The sequence below is a fragment of the Brevibacterium sp. MGP-B1 genome, assembly GCF_057766545.1.
The window spans coordinates 3,773,992-3,790,641 of record NZ_CM173407.1; the positions used below are offsets into that span (position 1 = coordinate 3,773,992).

17 protein-coding genes are annotated in these 16,650 nt (G+C 63.8%); 12 read left to right on the top strand and 5 right to left on the bottom strand.

Annotated elements, in window-relative coordinates:
• Positions 1-2 precede the first annotated feature (2 nt).
• Complete coding sequence (locus AC3CD9_RS17195; RefSeq protein ID WP_488365204.1) at positions 3-545, bottom strand: hypothetical protein; 543 nt, start codon at positions 543-545, stop codon at positions 3-5.
• 280 nt (positions 546-825) lie between these two features.
• Here AC3CD9_RS17195 and AC3CD9_RS17200 point away from each other — a divergent pair, with 280 nt between their 5' ends.
• The 11 genes from AC3CD9_RS17200 to AC3CD9_RS17250 all read left to right on the top strand — a co-directional run bounded on the left by AC3CD9_RS17200 (position 826) and on the right by AC3CD9_RS17250 (position 12,981).
• A complete protein-coding gene (locus tag AC3CD9_RS17200; protein WP_488365205.1) occupies positions 826-1,173 on the top strand; it encodes a hypothetical protein in 348 nt (115 codons plus the stop codon).
• 1 nt (position 1,174) lies between these two features.
• The gene (locus AC3CD9_RS17205) at positions 1,175-2,623 is read left to right on the top strand and encodes a sodium:solute symporter family protein (RefSeq protein ID WP_488365206.1); all 1,449 of its coding nucleotides are present in this window, start codon (positions 1,175-1,177) and stop codon (positions 2,621-2,623) included.
• 136 nt (positions 2,624-2,759) lie between these two features.
• Entirely contained in the window at positions 2,760-4,040 is a 1,281-nt protein-coding gene (locus AC3CD9_RS17210) for a CaiB/BaiF CoA transferase family protein (protein WP_488365207.1), read from the top strand.
• 48 nt (positions 4,041-4,088) lie between these two features.
• Positions 4,089-4,655 carry a dihydrofolate reductase family protein gene (locus AC3CD9_RS17215; RefSeq protein ID WP_488365208.1) on the top strand — a complete coding sequence of 189 codons (567 nt, stop codon included), beginning with the start codon at positions 4,089-4,091 and terminating at the stop codon, positions 4,653-4,655.
• 146 nt (positions 4,656-4,801) lie between these two features.
• Positions 4,802-6,493 carry an RNA/DNA-binding domain-containing protein gene (locus AC3CD9_RS17220; RefSeq protein ID WP_488365209.1) on the top strand — a complete coding sequence of 564 codons (1,692 nt, stop codon included), beginning with the start codon at positions 4,802-4,804 and terminating at the stop codon, positions 6,491-6,493.
• 254 nt (positions 6,494-6,747) lie between these two features.
• Complete coding sequence (locus AC3CD9_RS17225; RefSeq protein ID WP_488365210.1) at positions 6,748-7,695, top strand: hydroxymethylglutaryl-CoA lyase; 948 nt, start codon at positions 6,748-6,750, stop codon at positions 7,693-7,695.
• A gap of 13 nt (positions 7,696-7,708) precedes the next feature.
• Positions 7,709-8,923, top strand: coding sequence for a CaiB/BaiF CoA transferase family protein (locus tag AC3CD9_RS17230; protein WP_488365211.1), 1,215 nt, complete (start codon positions 7,709-7,711; stop codon positions 8,921-8,923).
• Between the two features lie 141 nt (positions 8,924-9,064).
• Positions 9,065-10,129 (top strand): Bug family tripartite tricarboxylate transporter substrate binding protein, encoded by a 1,065-nt coding sequence (locus AC3CD9_RS17235; protein ID WP_488365212.1) that lies wholly within the window; start codon positions 9,065-9,067, stop codon positions 10,127-10,129.
• Complete coding sequence (locus AC3CD9_RS17240) at positions 10,126-10,749, top strand: tripartite tricarboxylate transporter TctB family protein (RefSeq protein ID WP_488365213.1); 624 nt, start codon at positions 10,126-10,128, stop codon at positions 10,747-10,749. The genes AC3CD9_RS17235 and AC3CD9_RS17240 overlap by 4 nt, the downstream gene beginning before the upstream one ends.
• A 9-nt stretch (positions 10,750-10,758) precedes the next feature.
• On the top strand, positions 10,759-12,273 hold the full coding sequence (locus tag AC3CD9_RS17245) for a tripartite tricarboxylate transporter permease (protein ID WP_488365214.1): 1,515 nt from the start codon (positions 10,759-10,761) through the stop codon (positions 12,271-12,273).
• Positions 12,274-12,282: 9 nt separating this feature from the next.
• Positions 12,283-12,981, top strand: coding sequence for a helix-turn-helix domain-containing protein (locus AC3CD9_RS17250; protein ID WP_482401164.1), 699 nt, complete (start codon positions 12,283-12,285; stop codon positions 12,979-12,981).
• Positions 12,982-13,032: 51 nt separating this feature from the next.
• Here AC3CD9_RS17250 and AC3CD9_RS17255 read toward each other — a convergent pair whose 3' ends face one another.
• Positions 13,033-13,707: an SRPBCC family protein gene (locus AC3CD9_RS17255; protein WP_488365215.1), complete on the bottom strand. Its 675-nt coding sequence runs from the start codon at positions 13,705-13,707 to the stop codon at positions 13,033-13,035.
• Between the two features lie 256 nt (positions 13,708-13,963).
• On the opposite strand from AC3CD9_RS17255, the gene AC3CD9_RS17260 reads away from it, so the two are divergent.
• Complete coding sequence (locus AC3CD9_RS17260; protein WP_488365216.1) at positions 13,964-14,464, top strand: NADPH-dependent FMN reductase; 501 nt, start codon at positions 13,964-13,966, stop codon at positions 14,462-14,464.
• A gap of 305 nt (positions 14,465-14,769) precedes the next feature.
• Here AC3CD9_RS17260 and AC3CD9_RS17265 read toward each other — a convergent pair whose 3' ends face one another.
• The 3 genes from AC3CD9_RS17265 to AC3CD9_RS17275 form a co-directional block, all read right to left on the bottom strand.
• A complete protein-coding gene (locus tag AC3CD9_RS17265; protein ID WP_488365217.1) occupies positions 14,770-15,243 on the bottom strand; it encodes a nucleotidyltransferase family protein in 474 nt (157 codons plus the stop codon).
• A 165-nt stretch (positions 15,244-15,408) separates the two neighbouring features.
• Positions 15,409-15,738 carry a putative quinol monooxygenase gene (locus AC3CD9_RS17270; RefSeq protein WP_488365218.1) on the bottom strand — a complete coding sequence of 110 codons (330 nt, stop codon included), beginning with the start codon at positions 15,736-15,738 and terminating at the stop codon, positions 15,409-15,411.
• Positions 15,739-15,820: 82 nt separating this feature from the next.
• Complete coding sequence (locus AC3CD9_RS17275; RefSeq protein WP_488365219.1) at positions 15,821-16,606, bottom strand: SDR family oxidoreductase; 786 nt, start codon at positions 16,604-16,606, stop codon at positions 15,821-15,823.
• Positions 16,607-16,650 lie beyond the last annotated feature (44 nt).

Genomic DNA, 16,650 nt, shown 5'->3' on the forward strand with positions numbered 1-16,650 from the left:
GATCAGCGGTTCTCGTCGAATCCGCCCTGCTCGCCACCGAAGCCACCCTGATCCTGACCGCCGAAGCCACCCTGATCCTGACCGCCGAAGCCGCCGGGCTGGCCGCCCTGTTCGCGGTCGTTGTCTCCGCCGAATCCGCCGGACTGCTGGCCTTCCTGGGACTGCTGGCCGCGGTCGTCTCCGCCGAACCCGCCGTCGTTCTGACCGCCCTGAGCCTGCTGGCCGCGATCATCGCCGCCGAAGCCGCCCTGTCCCTGGCCGCCGGGCTGGCCGCCCTGCTCGCGGTCGTTGCCACCGAATCCACCGGACTGCTGGCCCTGCTCCTGCTGACCACGGTCTCCGCCGAAGCCACCCTGATCCTGCTGGCTGCCCTGGGCCTGCTGATCCTGGCCGCCGAAGTCACCCTGCTCCTGCTGACCCGACTGACCCTGCTGGCCGCCCTGGTCGCCGAAGCCACTCTGCTGGCCCTCGGGACCGCTCTGCTGCTCATTGCCGAAGTCGTTCTGACCGCTGTCGTTGTTGCCTGCGAAATCGTTCGATTCCATGTCCAACTCCTCATTCGGTGACGAATCATCGCTGTCTGCGACTCGATTGCCAGTCTTCGGCACCCAGAGCCTGGCTGACAATAGAGTTCAAGGAATGTTGCGCGAAGTTCACTCAAGCCGCAGCTGATGTTCAGCCAAGGCAGCTTTTCAACGCGACTTTGCTGTCAGCGGCATTTCGTCACCGTCCAGCACCGATTGTGGAGAGAAGATGGACGTGGTCGTGACCATGGTGGTCGGACTGCCGGCCGAGCAGACCGGCCGAACGAGTGCGGGAGGCACAATGAGTACACCCGATTCCGACACACGACGGGTGACGAAAGGTCGCGTCACGGTCTGGGCGGTTCTCTGTCTCATTCCGGTGATCGCCGCCTTCGTCCTCCAATGGCTGCCGATTCTCAATGGCCCACATCTGTTTCTCGGACTGCCGACCATCTTGTGGTGGACCTGTGTGCCCGGCAGCCTCCTCGTCACCGGCATCCTCCTGATCATCGAGAAGACCCGCCCCGATCTCGAACGGCAGGGCCACCTCGACGACCTTGCCCTCGAAGAAGCCGAGAGGCTCGAATCGGCCCAAGTCGGGGACCGACCGGAAGTGCAGGCACGCCCCGACAACGGTCGGGAGGGCTGAGATGAGCACTATCGAGATCGTCACCCTCGGCGGAATCGTCCTCGTCGCGATCCTCGGCTTCATCGGGCGCAAGAAGCCCAATGCCGACCTCTCCGAGTGGACCGTCGGCGGCCGACGCTTCGGCGTGGCCACCACCTGGCTGCTTCAGGCCGGCGAAACCTTCACCACTTTCACCTTCCTCGGTACCGCGGGGCTCGTGGTCTCGGGAGGTGCCGCCGCCTTCTACTCGATGCCCTACGTACCCCTCGGCTACCTGGTCCTCTACTTCATCGGCCCGAAGATCTGGCGCATGGCCAAAGCACGCGGACACCTGACACAGGCCGACTTCCTCGAACACAGCTACTCCTCGCGCACCCTCGGAGTCATCGCCGGCATCTGCGGAGTCATCTTCCTGCTGCCCTACCTGCAGCTGCAGATCACCGGACTCGGCCTCATCGTCCAACTCGTCACCGGCAATCGAACGACGGGCGTGTGGTCAATGGTCATCGCCTTCATCCTCGTCGTCGCCTTCGTCCTGTGGTCGGGCCTGCGAGGCGTGGCCACGACCGCGTACTTCAAAGACGCGCTCATGCTCGTCATGCTCTTCGTCGTATGCATCTCGATCCCCATCCATTTCACCGGCGGATTCACGAACGTCTTCGACACCGTCGCTGCGACCATGCCCGACCTCCTGAGCGTCCACGGCACAGAGGAGTACGGCATCCCCTGGTACATCTCGAACATGGCGATCAGCGCCATCGGCGTGGCCTTCGTGACTCTCCCGCACATGTGGCCGCCGATCCTGGCCGCCCGCAGCTCCGCGGTGCTTCGCCAGAACTACCTGTGGCTGCCGATCTACAACACCTTCATCGTCCTGCCGCTCATCGTCGGCTACGTGGCCGTCGTCATCCTCGGCCGGAACACCGATGCCGACTCGGCTCTGCTCCACTTGTCCGGACAGATGTTCCCCGATTGGGTGATCGGAGTCCTCGCCGTTGCCGGAATCACCACTGCGATGGTGCCCTCGGCCGCGCTGCTCATCGGCATCTCGACCCTGGCTTCACGCAATGTCTTCCGGATCAGATCCGAACGGCATCAGTTCACTGCGACTCAGATCATCGTCGTCGTCGCCACTGCCCTGTCGCTGCTGCTGGCCATCGTCATGCCCGACCTGCTGGCGAACCTCCTGCTGCTGACGTTCTCCGGCCTCGACCAGCTCGCTCCGGCGATCGCCGCGGCTCTCTTCTTCCGCGGTCGGCTCAGTGTCCGCTCGATCATCGCCGGTCTCGCGGCGGGCCTGATCGTCGTCATCGCCTACACGTTCTGGTTGCCGTTGCCATGGGCGATCAGCGAAGGCATCATCGGCCTCGGCGTCAACATCCTCGTCGTTGCGGTGTGCGAAGCCGTGCGTGCCGGGATCGGTCGGTCGAAGGCTGAGCTTCCGACCGAATCCATCGGTCAACGCGCGTAGGTCACGCTGCGGAACAGCTGAGCGCCGCCTCGGCGAGGTTGACCTTCCGACCGCCCGGACGGCGGATATCCGCGCCGATCGCGCCGACACCTGGCACCATGGGAGAACCGAACCACGCACAACTAGGAGCATCGTCATGAGCACGCACCGACTTCCCCTTTCTGGTGTGCGAGTCCTCGAACTCGGCAACTACATCGCCGCCCCCACCGCCGGGCGGATGCTTGCGGACTTCGGCGCCGAGGTGATCAAGGTCGAACGCCCCGGCACCGGTGATGAGCTGCGCAATTGGCGGCTCAAGGCCGGCGACACCTCGATGCTCTACCGCACGATCAACCGCAATAAGAAGTCGGTCGTGCTCGACCTGCGCAGCGATGAGGGACGCGAAGCTGTGCTCGAACTCGTCCGCCGCAGCGACATCCTGCTCGAGAACTTCCGCCCCGGCACCCTCGAGAAATGGGGACTCGGCCCCGATGTGCTCGAAGAGGCGAACCCCGATCTTGTGTTCGTGCGCATCTCAGCGTTCGGCCAGACCGGACCGATGTCGTCCCGGCCCGGATTCGCTGCTGTCGCCGAAGGATATTCCGGCTTTCGCGAACTCGTCGGCGACCCCGACCGCCCGCCGGTGCGCGTGGGCATCTCGATCGGCGATTCGATCGCCGGGATGCAGGCGGCGTTCGGTGCGGTGATGATGCTCTTCGACCGTCAGCGGCAGAAGATCGCCGGAGCCGCCGAGGCGGTCGTCGGTTCCGCGCACAGCTTCGAAGGCAAGGGTCCGCTGTCGGATCGGACCGTCGACGTCGCGCTCAACGAGGCGATGTTCTCCGTGATGGAATCCCTCGTCCCCGACTACTCCGCATTCGGCGAGGTCCGCACCCGCACCGGTGGTCGGATGGAGGGCATCGCGCCCTCGAACGGCTACCTGTGTGCGGGAGGGAAATCCGTGGTCATCGCCGGCAACGGGGATGGAATCTTCCCGCGGCTGATGACGGCGATCGACCGTCCCGACCTCGCCGAGGATGCCGACCTGCAGACGAATGCCGGCCGTTGGCAGCGACGCGACGAACTCGACGAAGCGATCGGTGCGTGGTGCGCGCAGCGTTCGGTCGAGGACGCCGTCGAGACTCTGGAGGAAGTGGGAGTTCCGGCGGGACCCATCTATACGGCCGAAGACCTCGTCGCCGATGAGCAGCTGGCCGCTCGCGGCATGATTCAGAACCTCGACGTCTCCACCGGCGACGAAGTCCTCGAGGACGTCGCTTTCCCCGGCATCACCCCGGTCATCGGCGGCGAATCGATCGCGATCGACCATCTCGGGCCCGATCTGGGAGAGCACACGGATGAGGTGCTGTCGTGGTTGGGGCTGGCATCGGAGCAGAATGCAGTCCCGGAGCCAGACCAGGACGGCGTCGAGGACTGAACGCCGAGACCTCTTCCGACGGCGACCGCCCAGGTCTATTCTTATGCCATGGGCGAGCTGAGGTACTCGATCAACGTCACCGTCGACGGCTGCTGCGACCATCGCGTCGGAGTCATCAGCGACGACTTCCACCTTCACCATGCGAATAATCTCAAACGTGCCGACGGGCTGATCTTCGGCCGCGTCACCTATCAGATGATGGAAGACGCGTGGCGCCGACCCGAGGGTGACACGACCGCTGAGGAAGACCTTGACCCATTCGTCGCGGCCATCGACCCGGCTCGCAAATTTGTCGTCTCCAGCACCCTGGACAGCGTCGACTGGAACTCCGAACTCATCCGCGGCGACCTCGGCACCGCTGTCCGCGAGCTCAAGGAACTATCGGTGACGGGTCTCGCGACAGGGGGAGTGACTCTGCCGTTGGCTCTGGCCGAACTCGGTCTCATCGACGAGTTCGAGTTCGTCGTCCACCCCTGCATCGCCGGCCACGGACCCTACCTCTTCGCGGGACTGAGTGACGTCGTCGATCTGGAGCTCGTCGACCGCGGCGAACTCGAAGCAGGCCACGCGATCCAGACGTACCGGCCGAAGAACCGAGCTTCCCGCTCGGCCTGAGCGAATGTAGTTCAGGATGTTTGTGCAACGTTGAGCGATTGGCGCGAACGTTTGGCTCATTCCATACTCAGCTTTGGAATTTTGGATTGGAATGTTTGGAGAGAATAGCGTGACGCAATCCAAAGTTCCAAAACTATGGAATACTTATGGATGTGAACCCAAAAGATGTTCGGGCCCTTGCCGTCGCAGGTGAAACGTTAACCGTCGAATTCAAATCGGATCGCCACGAGGTGATGAAGGACGACAAGATTGCGGACACGGTCGTATGTCTCGCTAATGGGCAGGGTGGGCACCTGCTCATAGGCGTCGAAGATGATGGCTCCATCACCGGCGCGCGAAAAAGGCATGGTGAGGTAACCGATCCATTGCGGCTGCAGGCAGTCATTTCGAACAAGACAGTTCCTCCGGTGCTCACGGATGTATCGGTGGTCGGTCTTGATGAAGTGGAAGTGATTGTCATCAGGGTGCCGCAAGCGGCATCAATCACTGGGACGAAAAAGGGATTGTATGTTCGACGCGCTCTTCAGTCCGACGGCAAGCCTCAGTGTGTGCCGTTTCTAGCGCATGAAATGCTCGCAGACCGAATCGAGCGCGGTGAGATTGACTATGCCGCAATCACCGAACCGGGTGCGACTCTCAGCGACCTTGATCCGCTTGAATTCGACCGGATGAGGAAGCTCGCTTCGACAAGCTCTGGCGGTGCAAGTGCGCTGGCCACACTTACTGATTTCGAACTTGGCCGCGCACTTGGCGTCGTTGACGGGCGAGAGGATTCTGCAGTAGTCAAGCGCGGCGCGCTCTTATTGTTCGGCCGTCCGGATGCGATACGTCGTTTCATTCCAACGCATGAAACCGCGTTTCAGGTCACAGATGACCTGACGGTTAAGCAGAATGTGTTCGCGCACGACCCGCTCTTCAAGTCAGCGGAGGATCTCTTCGCGCAGGTTCAGCGATTCAATGATGAGGACGAGTTGGATATTGGTCTAACGCGAGTCTCTGTTCCGCGGATTCCTCCGGTGGCAGTGCGAGAGCTGATTGCGAACGCTCTCGTCCACCGTGATTACACGATACCGGGGCCAGTTTCCGTGCAGTTGAGTGATCTGGACTTGGCCATCTCAAATCCTGGCGGATTTCCCGGAGGAGTGACACTCGACAACTTTCTCAGCATGTCGCGTCCGCGGAGCAGAATTCTGGCAGAAGCGTTCCTTCGAGCGGGTTTAGTGGAACGTACCGGGCGCGGGATCAGCCGAGTTTTCGAATGGACATTGCGCACTGGTAGGGCGGCTCCAGACTATTCGCGAACTGATTCCTCGAGAGTCGTTGTCTCCTTGCCGGTGGGTGACTCTGACCTATCGGTGGTGAAGTTTGTCGTCGAACACAGTGAAGCTACAGGCGGGCAATTCTCGCTGGCTGAACTCCAAATTGTTCATTCGCTGCTTGACAATCCGAAATTGACTTCGGGCGAGCTGGCGCGAATTACACAAGCCGGCGAGATCGCGACGCGCAGTATTCTTACCCGACTGGTCGAAAGGGGAATAGTTGAGATGCGGGGCAATGGTCGGGGGCGTAGGTACACGTTGACTGCGGCAACTTATCGTGACCTATCGACGCCGTCCAGCTACGTTCGAGTTCGTTCTTTCGACGGTGTTCAACAGGAGCAGATAGTGCGATCCTATGTGGACTCTCATGGTTCAATAACGCGTAGAGAAGCGGCAGATCTCTGCTCAATTACCTCTGAAGAAGCCAAAGCATTGCTTAGGACTATGAGGGACAAAGGTCTGCTTGAGCTGATTGGTGAGCGCCGAGGCGCGCGATACATCGATCCGCTGACTTCCTAATTATCGCTATGCGAGTGAGGTCGTACAGGACGCCTTCGTCGGTCGGTTCTTATGGTTGCGCATCGTGGGTTGTGCTCATGCCAATCGGTTCCCGATAAACGGGACTGAACACAGGCAATTCTCCCCGACCTCTCATATGCCGAACAAAGCCTGTTCCCTGGACTGAGCACGTTATATAACGAGAGTGGAGTCGCGCATGGTCGCGCGGCGACGAATCGTTTCCCGTTCAGCGGGAGCTTGCGTGAAGGAGTCCCATGGTCCGGCCCACTTCCGTCGACATCCTCGACACCACTCTGCGCGACGGGCTGCAGATCGAAAAAGCCATCGTGCCCACCGATGTCAAAGTCGCCCTGGCCGAGAAGCTCATTGCGGCGGGACTCAAGCACATCGAGGTCGGCTCCTTCGTCAATCCGAAGAAAGTCCCGCAGATGGCCGACACCGACGAACTGCTGCGCCGGCTCGCACCACACGAGGCCGACGGGGTCGAGTTCTATACCCTCGTCTTCAACCTCAAGGGCGCCCAACGGGCCGTCGACGCAGGCGCGAAGAACATCAAACTCGTGCTCTCGGCCTCCGAAGGACACTCGAAAGCGAACTCCGATGCCTCCATCGCCGAGGCGTCCGACCGCCTTATGGATGCCGCCGTCTATGCCCGTGACCAGGGACTGCGCTTCGACATCACGACTGCCGTGAGCTTCATCTGCCCTTTCGACGGGATCACCGAGGCGGGCCACCTCGTCGAGGTTCTCCGTCCCTTCGTCGACGCCGGAGCCCACGGAGTCGGGGTGGCCGACACCATCGGCAACGCCAACCCATCGCTGGTCCGCCGCAACACCTCGGCGGTTCTCGACGCCTTCCCGGACAAACCGGTCAACCTCCATCTCCACGACACCTACAACTTCGGCATGGCCAACGTCATCGCCGCTCTCGATCTGGGGGTCGCGAACTTCGACGCGGCCATGGGCGGACTCGGCGGCTGCCCCTTCGCCCCGGGCGCTGCCGGCAATATCGGCACCGACGACCTCGTCCACCTCCTCCACCGCGAGGGCGTGGCCACCGGCGTCGACGTCGACGCGCTCAGCGAGGTGCGCGACCCCCTCATCGCCGCCGTCGGACACGACCTGACCTCGAGCCTGTCGGACATCCCCGCGACCCCCGCGGTCTTCGACGACCGGTTCGCGGCCGCCTCGGCGAAGGTCTGAAATGACGTCCCACATGACCGCCGAACAGACCCAGGCAACGGCCCCTGAACCGCTGCCGCTCGAAGGCATCCGCGTCATCGAGTTCTCCCACATGGTCATGGGCCCCAGCTGCGGGATGATCCTCGCCGACCTCGGCGCCGAGGTCATCAAGGTCGAACCCCGTGGAGCCGGCGACAAGACCCGCTACCTGCCCGGGTCCGGGTCCGGACTGTTCCCCGCGTTCAACCGCAATAAGCACAGCGTCCAACTCGATATCGCCGAGGCGGCCGACCGTGACCGCGTCCTCGACCTCATCGATTCCGCCGATGTCCTGCTCGAGAACTTCCGCGTCGGGAAGATGGAATCGATCGGCTTCGGATACGAGGAGCTCTCGGCCCGCAACCCCGGACTCATCTACTGCTCGCTCAAGGGATTCCTTTCCGGCCCCTACGGGAACCGCGCCGCCCTCGACGAGGTCGTGCAGATGCTCGGCGGTTTGGCCTATATGACCGGCCCGCCCGGTCAGCCGCTGCGCGCCGGTGCCAGCGTCAACGACATCATGGGCGGAATGTTCGGAGTCATCGGCATCCAGTCGGCACTGCGGGTGCGCGAAACCACCGGCCGCGGAAAACTCATCAACTCCGCACTGTTCGAGAACAATGCGTTCCTCGTCGGCACGCACATGGCACAGTCCCAGATCAGTGGCGAGCCACCGCGGCCGATGCCGACCCGACAGGCCACGTGGGCCGTCTACGATATCTTCCGCGATGCCGACGACAACCAGGTCTTCGTCGCCGCGGTCTCCGATGGGCAATGGCGCGACCTCTGCGACGAATTCGGACTGACGGGGCTGGCTGCCGACCCGGACATGCTGACCAACCAAGGCCGAGTCGACCAACGCGACCGCATCCATCGCGAGCTTCAACAGGCACTGTCACAGCTGAGCCTGGCCGAGATCGAAGACAAGTGCACCCGGCGCGGCCTGCCCGTCGCTCCGGTCAACACCCCGGCCGACCTCACGGCTGACCCGCACCTCGTCGCCTCCGGAGCGCTCGCCCACACCGGGCTGCCGACAGGTGCAAGCGTGGATGTGCCGCTGTTGCCGCTGACCTTCGATGGGAACCGGCTCGGACTGCGCAGCGATGTGCCCGAACCCGGCCGCCACAACAGCCATTACCGGGACGGCCCCGCAGTGCCGACGGGCCCACCGGTCGATGGACCCCAGCCCGACGAGAACCGCTTGGACTGACAACTCAGTCAGCGGCACACCGGCTCCGGGCGGATGAGTTCCGAACCGCCGGGCACCGGACGCGCAGGCACCAGCTCCACCAGCACTAGATCACCAGCACACCGCCAAATATCGAGAACCGAACACACAAGGGGACAGCTCATGCGATCAACGACGATCACACGCACACGGACGGCCGCCTCGGCGAAGGAAGGGAAGACGAGCACCCGCAAGCGCGCGGCGAAGATCGGGGCCGTGCTCGCTTCGGTCGCGCTCGTCGCCACCGCCTGCGGAAACAAGGCGCAGCCTCCGGGCGAGGGCGGGGACTATCCGAAAGGACCGGTCACGGTCACGGCTCCGGCCGAGCCCGGATCCGGTTGGGACACCACGGCACGCGCCCTCGTCGAGGCGCTGCAGAAGGAAGACATCGTCTCCACGCCGCTGCCCGTGCAGAACAAGCCCGGCGGCACCGGCTGCTCGTGGCTGACGTCGATGATGCAGCAGGAGAAGGGCAAGGACGATCAGATCGCCATCACCTCCCTGGCCAGCCAGACGATGAAGGCGCGCAACCTCTGCGAATTCGGTCCCGAGGACACGACGCTCATCGCCACCCTCTACGTCGAGGACTTCATGGTCGTGACGCCGAAGGACGGGGACTTCAAGGACCTCGACGCCCTGGTCAAGGCGCTCAAGGACGACCCGCAGAAGGTCACCGTCGCGGCCGCCGGAGACGACACTCTGCCGTTCGCCCTGTTCGCGAAGGAAGCCGGCGTCGACCCGGCCGACATCAATTTCGTCAACTACGACGGCGGCGGGGAGCAGACGACCGCCATGCTCAACGGGGACGCGAAGGTCGCCATCGCCGGCATGAGCGAATTCCGCTCCGTCATCGAAGCCGGTGACATCGAACCGCTCGTCACCTTCGCCCAGGAACCGCTGGCGGCGCCCTTCGACAAGGTGCCCACCGCGAAGGACTCCGGCTACGACGTGACCCTGGGCAACTGGCGCGGAGTGTACGGACCCGCCGAGATGCCGCAGGAAGCCGTGGACTTCTGGGCCAAGGCGCTCGAGGACGTGAGCAAGTCCGACGCCTGGCAGGAGACGCTGAAGAACAACCAGTGGGCCGCCGAGTTCCACACCGGCGACGACGCTCAGACCTACGTCGACGACGCGGCGAAGACGGTCGCCGAAGGCGTCAAGGAGACCGACCTGGGCAACAGCAAATGACCGCTTTCCGCACCGACCTCATCACCGGCGGCGCCATCGCCGTCATCGGCGCGGTGTACTACATCGCGACGTTCTCCATCCAGGAGACCACGAACATCGTCACCCCGCGCACCTTCCCCGCCATCGTGGGGATCGGACTCATCGTGCTCGGCCTCTTCCTCGCCGGCCAGGCGGTCGTCCGGCACCGGAAGGACACCCTCGCCGAGGCGGTGCCCGGGTCTGCGGGGTCCGCTGAGTCGGCCGGGTCCGCGGGATCCGCGCACTCGACCGCGGCGGGGGACGGGGACGGTGCGGCCGCCTCGGCGGGGGAAACATCCGTTGAAACCGCCGACCGATCCTCCGGTCAGGAAGGGGTCGGCGGGATCGTCCTCGAAGCCCCGCCGGAGCCGCAGGTGCGCAAGGTCGTGTTCCAGTTCGCGCTCTTCTTCGTCTATCTGGCGATCCTCATCCCGGTCGGATTCCTGCTGTCGACTGCGGCGTTCCTGATGGGGCTGACCAGCATCTACGCGCCTGAGAAGTGGATCCGCAACCTCATCTTCTCCGTCCTCTTCGCGGTCGTGGTCTACACGGCGTTCGTCTACGGACTCGCCGTGTACCTGCCGGTCGGAATCCTGGGCTAGGGGGCGGACATGGACACTCTCATCGATCTGGGAGGCGGCTTCGCCTCGGCGCTCGAGCCGGTCAGCCTCGCCTTCGCCCTCCTCGGCGTGCTGCTGGGCACCGTTGTCGGAGTGCTCCCGGGAATCGGACCGATCTCCGCGATCGCGATCCTCATCCCGGTGTCCTTCGGAATGGAGCCGGTGCACGGCCTCATCCTGCTGTGCGGAATCTACTACGGGTCGATGTACGGCGGCTCGATCACCGCTACGCTCATCAAAACCCCTGGTGAGGTGGCCAGCGCGGTGACCGCGATCGAAGGCTACGAAATGGCCCGCCGCGGTCGGGGCAAGGCCGCCCTGGCGACCGCGGCGATCGGATCGTTCCTCGCCGGCACCCTGGCGATCATCGGGCTGACGTTCCTCTCACCCGTCCTCGTCAAGCTTGCGAACGTCTTCGGCGCCACCGAATACTTCCTGCTCATGGCCACGGCCCTGCTGCTCGCGTCGACGATGTCGGCGGGTTCGCGGGCCAAGGCGCTCATCTCGATCTTCATCGGCCTGGCCGTCGGCCTCATCGGACTCGACTTCCAGACCGGACTGCCCCGGCAGACCTTCGGCATGGATCTGCTCTCCGACGGGATCGACTTCACGATCTTCGCGATGGCGCTCTTCGCCATCCCCGAGGCGATCCGAAACCTCGCGCTCGGTCGTGGGGCCATGGATGAGATCCAGAGCTTCGGAAACGACAAGTGGATGACGAAGGAAGACTGGCAGCGCTCGGCCGGGCCGTGGGCCCGCGGTTCCGTGGTCGGCTTCATCATCGGCATCCTGCCCGGTGTCGGGCCCTCGCTGGCCTCGTTCATGTCCTACATCATGGAGAAGCGGATCTCGAAGCGGAAGGACGAGTTCGGTCACGGCGCCATCGAGGGCGTGGCCGGTCCCGAAGCGGCGAACAACGCCGGTGTGGGCGGTGCGATGATTCCGCTGTTCAGCCTCGGCATCCCGGGTTCGGCGACGACGGCGCTGCTGCTCTTCGTGTTCACGATGTACGGCCTGCAGCCAGGACCGCTGATCTTCCGGGACGAGACCGGTCTGATCTGGACGATCATCGCCAGCATGTACATCGGCAATATCGCGCTCATCATCCTCAACCTGCCGCTGGTCGGGGTCTTCGTGAAGCTGTTGAAGATGCCCAAGGAGATCCTCTTCTCGTCCATCCTCGTGCTCGTGGTCATCGGCGCCTACGCCATCGAATTCAGCCTGTTCGGGCTGATGATGCTCGGCATCTTCGGCGTCATCGGCTACCTCATGGAGAAGGGCGGCATCCCCTTGGCTCCGGCGATCCTGGCGCTCGTACTCGTCCCGCTGCTCGAGGACAACTTCCGGCGCATGCTGCAGATCTCCGGTGGATCGTTCGCACCCCTGGTCACCAGGCCGGTGTCGCTGTCGATCATCATCCTCATGGTGGCAGGCATCATCGGACCCATCATCTTCCGGTGGTGGGTGTCCCGGCGGAAGCTGCTCGCCGATGTGACGGTGTCGTGAGGAGTGGGAATGAAGAGTTCTGACCAGGCGCCGGCGGAGATCGGGGTCATCGACCGCAGTGCGGCCATCCTCGAAGTCCTCCAGGACTCGCCGATGACGGCCGCGGAGGTGTGCCGCCGACTCGGCTATTCGAAGTCGACGACCTACCGGTTGCTGACCGACCTGCGGGCGCACAAGTTCATCGTCCGTGACTCCTCGGGACTGCTGCGATTGGGGCCCTTCCCAGGCAGGCGCAATATCGCCACGACGAACTCGGTGCTCGACCATCTGCGGACGATGACCGGGGAATCCGTGCAGCTGTGGGTCCGCGTGGGTGAGGACCGCGTGTGCGTGCGCAACGTCGAAGCCGATCATGAGCTGCGCGTCTCGCGCGGAGTCGGGGCGGTGCTCCCGCTCGTCGACGGCGGCTCGGCGGCCCTGGCGCTGTGCGGGCCGGGAAATCCGGCGGAGTTCTACGCGACCAAGCAGGCACGGGTGGCCGGGACCGCCTCGGCGAGTGTGGCTTTCACCGTCGGTGCGATCGTGTTCGCCCTCTGTGTGTCCTACCCGCTGACGCGGGAACCGGACAACGTCGCCGGCGCCTATCGCAGCCTGCTCAGCCGGGCCGCAGTCGAGCTGCGGGCGCTGCTCGACGGCAGCGAGGAACTCGAGGTGCTGCGCGATATCGCCCGGTTGGCGCTGGGTGCGCGGAAGCAGGCGGGGGAGTAGGGAGGGAGTAGGCGGGACCATTCCGCCGGTGGCTCAGTCGACGGTCGAAAGTCACTCGGCCGGAGGCTGGCCGAGGTAGAAGCCGGTGGTGCGTTCGGCGGCGGCGCGCGCCTGATCGACGGGTGTGCCTGCCGCCGCCGAGGCCTCGCCCCAGCGGGTGCTGGAGGTGCGGACGAATTCCTGGGCCGACGCCGAGGCGACCCATTCGTTCTCGTCTTCCGGGCGTCCCGTGCCGGCCACGAGATGGTTGGCGAGACCGAGGAGGGAGATGTCCCACCCGACCCCGGTGGCGCCGGGTCCGAACTGCACCCAGAAATCGGCGTTCGCCTCACCTGCGTGCGAGTGCTCGAGAGTCAGGCGTGCGCCGCCGTCTGCCTCGGCGATGCGGACGGTGACATGGCTGACTCCTCCCGCGAATTCCCAGGTCAGCGAGTAGAAGTGGGGCGGTTCGCAGCTCTCGATCGTGCCGGAGGCATTTCCTTCGATCTGGTAGCGACCGCCGAGTTCGAGGTCGCCGCTGACGGGTGCGAACCAGCGCTCGAGCCGGACCGGATCGGTGCAGGCTTCCCAGAGGTCGGAGACGGTGGTCGGGTAGGTCTGGCTCAGCGTCTGGACCGTGTGCTGGGTGTCGCCCTCGACGGTGATGTTGAGCCCGCGGTCGACGGCGTCGGCCTGCGCGGCGAGGACCTGGTCTTCGGTGGGGCGACTGGAGTCGGGGGTGGTCATGGAAGCTCCTCGGAGGTCGTCGATGATCTGACGGCGGTTGAAGGTGAGGTGCGGGAGGTCCGCCGAAGATCGGCGGTACTTCATGGTAACCAAGGATGCGCAGCGGTGGAATGGCATCGGTCCAGGTTGGGGATGAGAACGGATATGTCATTTATCGGGCTCGGTCCATCAGCCGACGCATAGTGTGGAGCGCAGACGGAGCCGCCGAGCGCGGGGCCCGGACAAGAGCGCACCGCACCAATGGGAGGACCCCCTTATGACCACACGCATCGCCGTCGTCGTCGGCAACCCGAGCCCAAATTCGCGAACCCGCCAAGTGGCCGAAGACCTCGCCGCCAAGATCGCCGAGGTGACCGGATCCGAGATCGACGAAACCATCGAACTCGCCGAGGTGTCCGGCGAGATCTTCGAGTGGAAGTCCGATCGCCTCAACACACTCACCGAACGTCTGGCCACCGCCGACTACGCGGTCATCGCCACGCCGACCTACAAGGCCAGCTACACCGGACTGCTCAAAGCCTTCCTCGACCGGTACGACGCTGGCGGTCTGCACGGACTGACCGCGATCCCGGTCTTCACCATCGGGTCCCCGGCGCACACGCTCGCGGTGGAGACGACCCTGCGTCCGCTGCTCGTCGAACTCGGCGCCAGCGTGCCGACGAAAGGTCTGGCGTTCCCGACCGCAAAATTCGATGACCGCGCAAACGTGCTCGACGAATGGGTCGACAGCCAGAAGGCGTACCTGCCGCAGAGGTGAGCCTTCAGCTTGGTGAACCTGCAGCGGCTCAGTGCAGGGGCCGAGTTATTGCAGGTTCACCAAGCTGGTGAGTTGGCCGGTGCCGAGAGTCAGTCGGTCTGTTCAGAGGGCGTCTGCAGTGACGATTGCGCCGCTCTGAACGAGGGCAGAAGCGCCTGCTTCCACTCGCCGAGGTCGACGGACAGGGTCAGCCAGGTGACGGAGCGATTGATTGCGTCGTATTGATGGATGATGAAATTGCGATTGGCGGTGGCCAGAGCTCAATCTATTCCCGCTGGCGAGTTCCTTAGCAATTCTGCGATCCATCACAGCGACACCGCTTCTCGGCGGATGTCATCGTCGACCCCCGGCTTCAGTCCGCCATAGTCGACCAAGTCGATCTCTCTGCCGAGAACCTTCTCGATAAGTTGTTTGAAACGGATGAAGGCGAAAGACGAAGTGCCTTCCGGAGCGTCGACGAGCAAGTCGATATCGGAGTCCATTCGAGCTTCACGGCGCGGAGCGGAACCGAAGACAGCCAAATTCTCATAGCCGTGATCCGAGGCTAGTTTCATGAGAATCGGACCAGCGGCTTCCAGGAGGATCTCCGGATGAACCAGATCAAGAGCGGGGGCGAATTTGAGCTGCTGACTCACGGCAGGCTGCGAGATTCCAAGATCATTCGCGATCTCTCGCTGACTCATGCCAGTGGCGAGCATGGCTCGGAGCGCGAGTGCACGGCGCAGTCGCGCAATGTCTTCACAGCGTTGCGCGTGGCGGTACTCTTCGACGAAGCTCATAAGACAATCTTATCAACCGGTGTGCGGCATGGGAATAGACTCAACCGAGCTGCAGCGAGGGTGACGGTGAGTAGAGCGCGGGCCCGCTGAACGCATCAGCGGACCCGCGCGACATCCTCGGCGGATGAGGTCGTCCCGATCAAGGACGGGCGCCTCGGTGGGGGATCAGTCGATCTGCAGCTCGCCCATCGCGTCCCAATCATCACCGTCGATCTGACGGGAGATGATCTTCGGGGTCGCTGTCAGTGCGGAGTGCATCGGCCCGCCCGCGGCGGTCGCGGCCTGGAAATGGTCGGACTTCACATGCGCTTCGGCGGCATCGTCGTCGAAGGCTTCGACGAGGACGTACTCGTTCGGGTCATCGAGGCTGCGCGACCAGTCGAACCATTTGTTGCCCGGTTCTGCGCGGGTCGCCTCGGTGAATTCGCGGGTCAGCTCGGGCCACTGGTCAGCCATTTCGGGGTTGACGGGGAACTTCACGACGATGAAGATCATGTCTTCTTCCTTCTCTCTGTGGTTGTTCTCTCGGGTGGAGATGTGGGTGTGGCGGTGTCGGTTTCTGCTCTCAGCGACAACGTTACGAGAACTGCATTCCGCCGTCGACGAGCATGGTCTGTCCGGTGATGTAATCGGAGTCCTCGCTGGCGAGGAACGACACGAGGTTCGCGACGTCCTCGGGTACGGACACCCGGCCCATGAGGATGTCACCAGCATATTTCTTGATCGCCTCACCCTTGGCCAGCCCCTCCTCGGCGGCGAGTTTCTCATCGATGAGATCCCACATGGCGGTGCCGACGATGCCGGGCCCGTAGGCGTTGACGGTGATGCCGTGCTTGGCCCACTCCATCGCCGCACCCTGGGTGAGTCCGCGCACCGCCCATTTCGTCGCCGAATACGGTGACAGCAGCGCGAAGGGACGGAACGCGACGATCGAGGCGGCGCCGATGATCTTGCCGCCGTTGCCCTGCTCGATCATCTGCTTCGCCGCAGCCTGATACGACAGGAAGACGCCGGTGAGGTTGACGTCGACGATCTTCTCGAAATCCGCCTTCGAATAGTCGATGAGGGGTTCGACCTGGGCGATTCCGGCGTTCGCGACGAAGACGTCGAGTTTTCCTCCCGCATCGACGGCAACCTCGACGAGGCGGCTCAGCGAATCCTCGTCCGTGACGTCCACCTCGGCGCCGGTGGCCTTCCCACCTGCACTTTCGATCGTGGTGACGGTCTCCGCCACCCCGTCCTGCATGCTCGGCAGATCGGCGACGATGACATGATGGCCATCGGCTCCGAGCCTCTGCGCGATGCCCTGACCGATTCCCCGTGCGGACCCCGTCACCACGGCGACGCTGTTGTTCGTGCCCATTTCTCCTCCTTGAGTTCTCAACTGTGAGTGAGCACGATCATTCT

Excerpts from the sequence above, each read along its gene's own strand:
- AC3CD9_RS17195 (WP_488365204.1), bottom strand. The coding sequence starts at position 545 with ATGGAATCGAACGATTTCGCAGGCAACAACGACAGCGGTCAGAACGAC.
- AC3CD9_RS17200 (WP_488365205.1), top strand. The coding sequence starts at position 826 with ATGAGTACACCCGATTCCGACACACGACGGGTGACGAAAGGTCGCGTC.
- AC3CD9_RS17205 (WP_488365206.1), top strand. The coding sequence starts at position 1,175 with ATGAGCACTATCGAGATCGTCACCCTCGGCGGAATCGTCCTCGTCGCG.
- AC3CD9_RS17210 (WP_488365207.1), top strand. The coding sequence starts at position 2,760 with ATGAGCACGCACCGACTTCCCCTTTCTGGTGTGCGAGTCCTCGAACTC.
- AC3CD9_RS17215 (WP_488365208.1), top strand. The coding sequence starts at position 4,089 with ATGGGCGAGCTGAGGTACTCGATCAACGTCACCGTCGACGGCTGCTGC.
- AC3CD9_RS17220 (WP_488365209.1), top strand. The coding sequence starts at position 4,802 with ATGGATGTGAACCCAAAAGATGTTCGGGCCCTTGCCGTCGCAGGTGAA.
- AC3CD9_RS17225 (WP_488365210.1), top strand. The coding sequence starts at position 6,748 with ATGGTCCGGCCCACTTCCGTCGACATCCTCGACACCACTCTGCGCGAC.
- AC3CD9_RS17230 (WP_488365211.1), top strand. The coding sequence starts at position 7,709 with ATGACCGCCGAACAGACCCAGGCAACGGCCCCTGAACCGCTGCCGCTC.
- AC3CD9_RS17235 (WP_488365212.1), top strand. The coding sequence starts at position 9,065 with ATGCGATCAACGACGATCACACGCACACGGACGGCCGCCTCGGCGAAG.
- AC3CD9_RS17240 (WP_488365213.1), top strand. The coding sequence starts at position 10,126 with ATGACCGCTTTCCGCACCGACCTCATCACCGGCGGCGCCATCGCCGTC.
- AC3CD9_RS17245 (WP_488365214.1), top strand. The coding sequence starts at position 10,759 with ATGGACACTCTCATCGATCTGGGAGGCGGCTTCGCCTCGGCGCTCGAG.
- AC3CD9_RS17250 (WP_482401164.1), top strand. The coding sequence starts at position 12,283 with ATGAAGAGTTCTGACCAGGCGCCGGCGGAGATCGGGGTCATCGACCGC.
- AC3CD9_RS17255 (WP_488365215.1), bottom strand. The coding sequence starts at position 13,707 with ATGACCACCCCCGACTCCAGTCGCCCCACCGAAGACCAGGTCCTCGCC.
- AC3CD9_RS17260 (WP_488365216.1), top strand. The coding sequence starts at position 13,964 with ATGACCACACGCATCGCCGTCGTCGTCGGCAACCCGAGCCCAAATTCG.
- AC3CD9_RS17265 (WP_488365217.1), bottom strand. The coding sequence starts at position 15,243 with ATGAGCTTCGTCGAAGAGTACCGCCACGCGCAACGCTGTGAAGACATT.
- AC3CD9_RS17270 (WP_488365218.1), bottom strand. The coding sequence starts at position 15,738 with ATGATCTTCATCGTCGTGAAGTTCCCCGTCAACCCCGAAATGGCTGAC.
- AC3CD9_RS17275 (WP_488365219.1), bottom strand. The coding sequence starts at position 16,606 with ATGGGCACGAACAACAGCGTCGCCGTGGTGACGGGGTCCGCACGGGGA.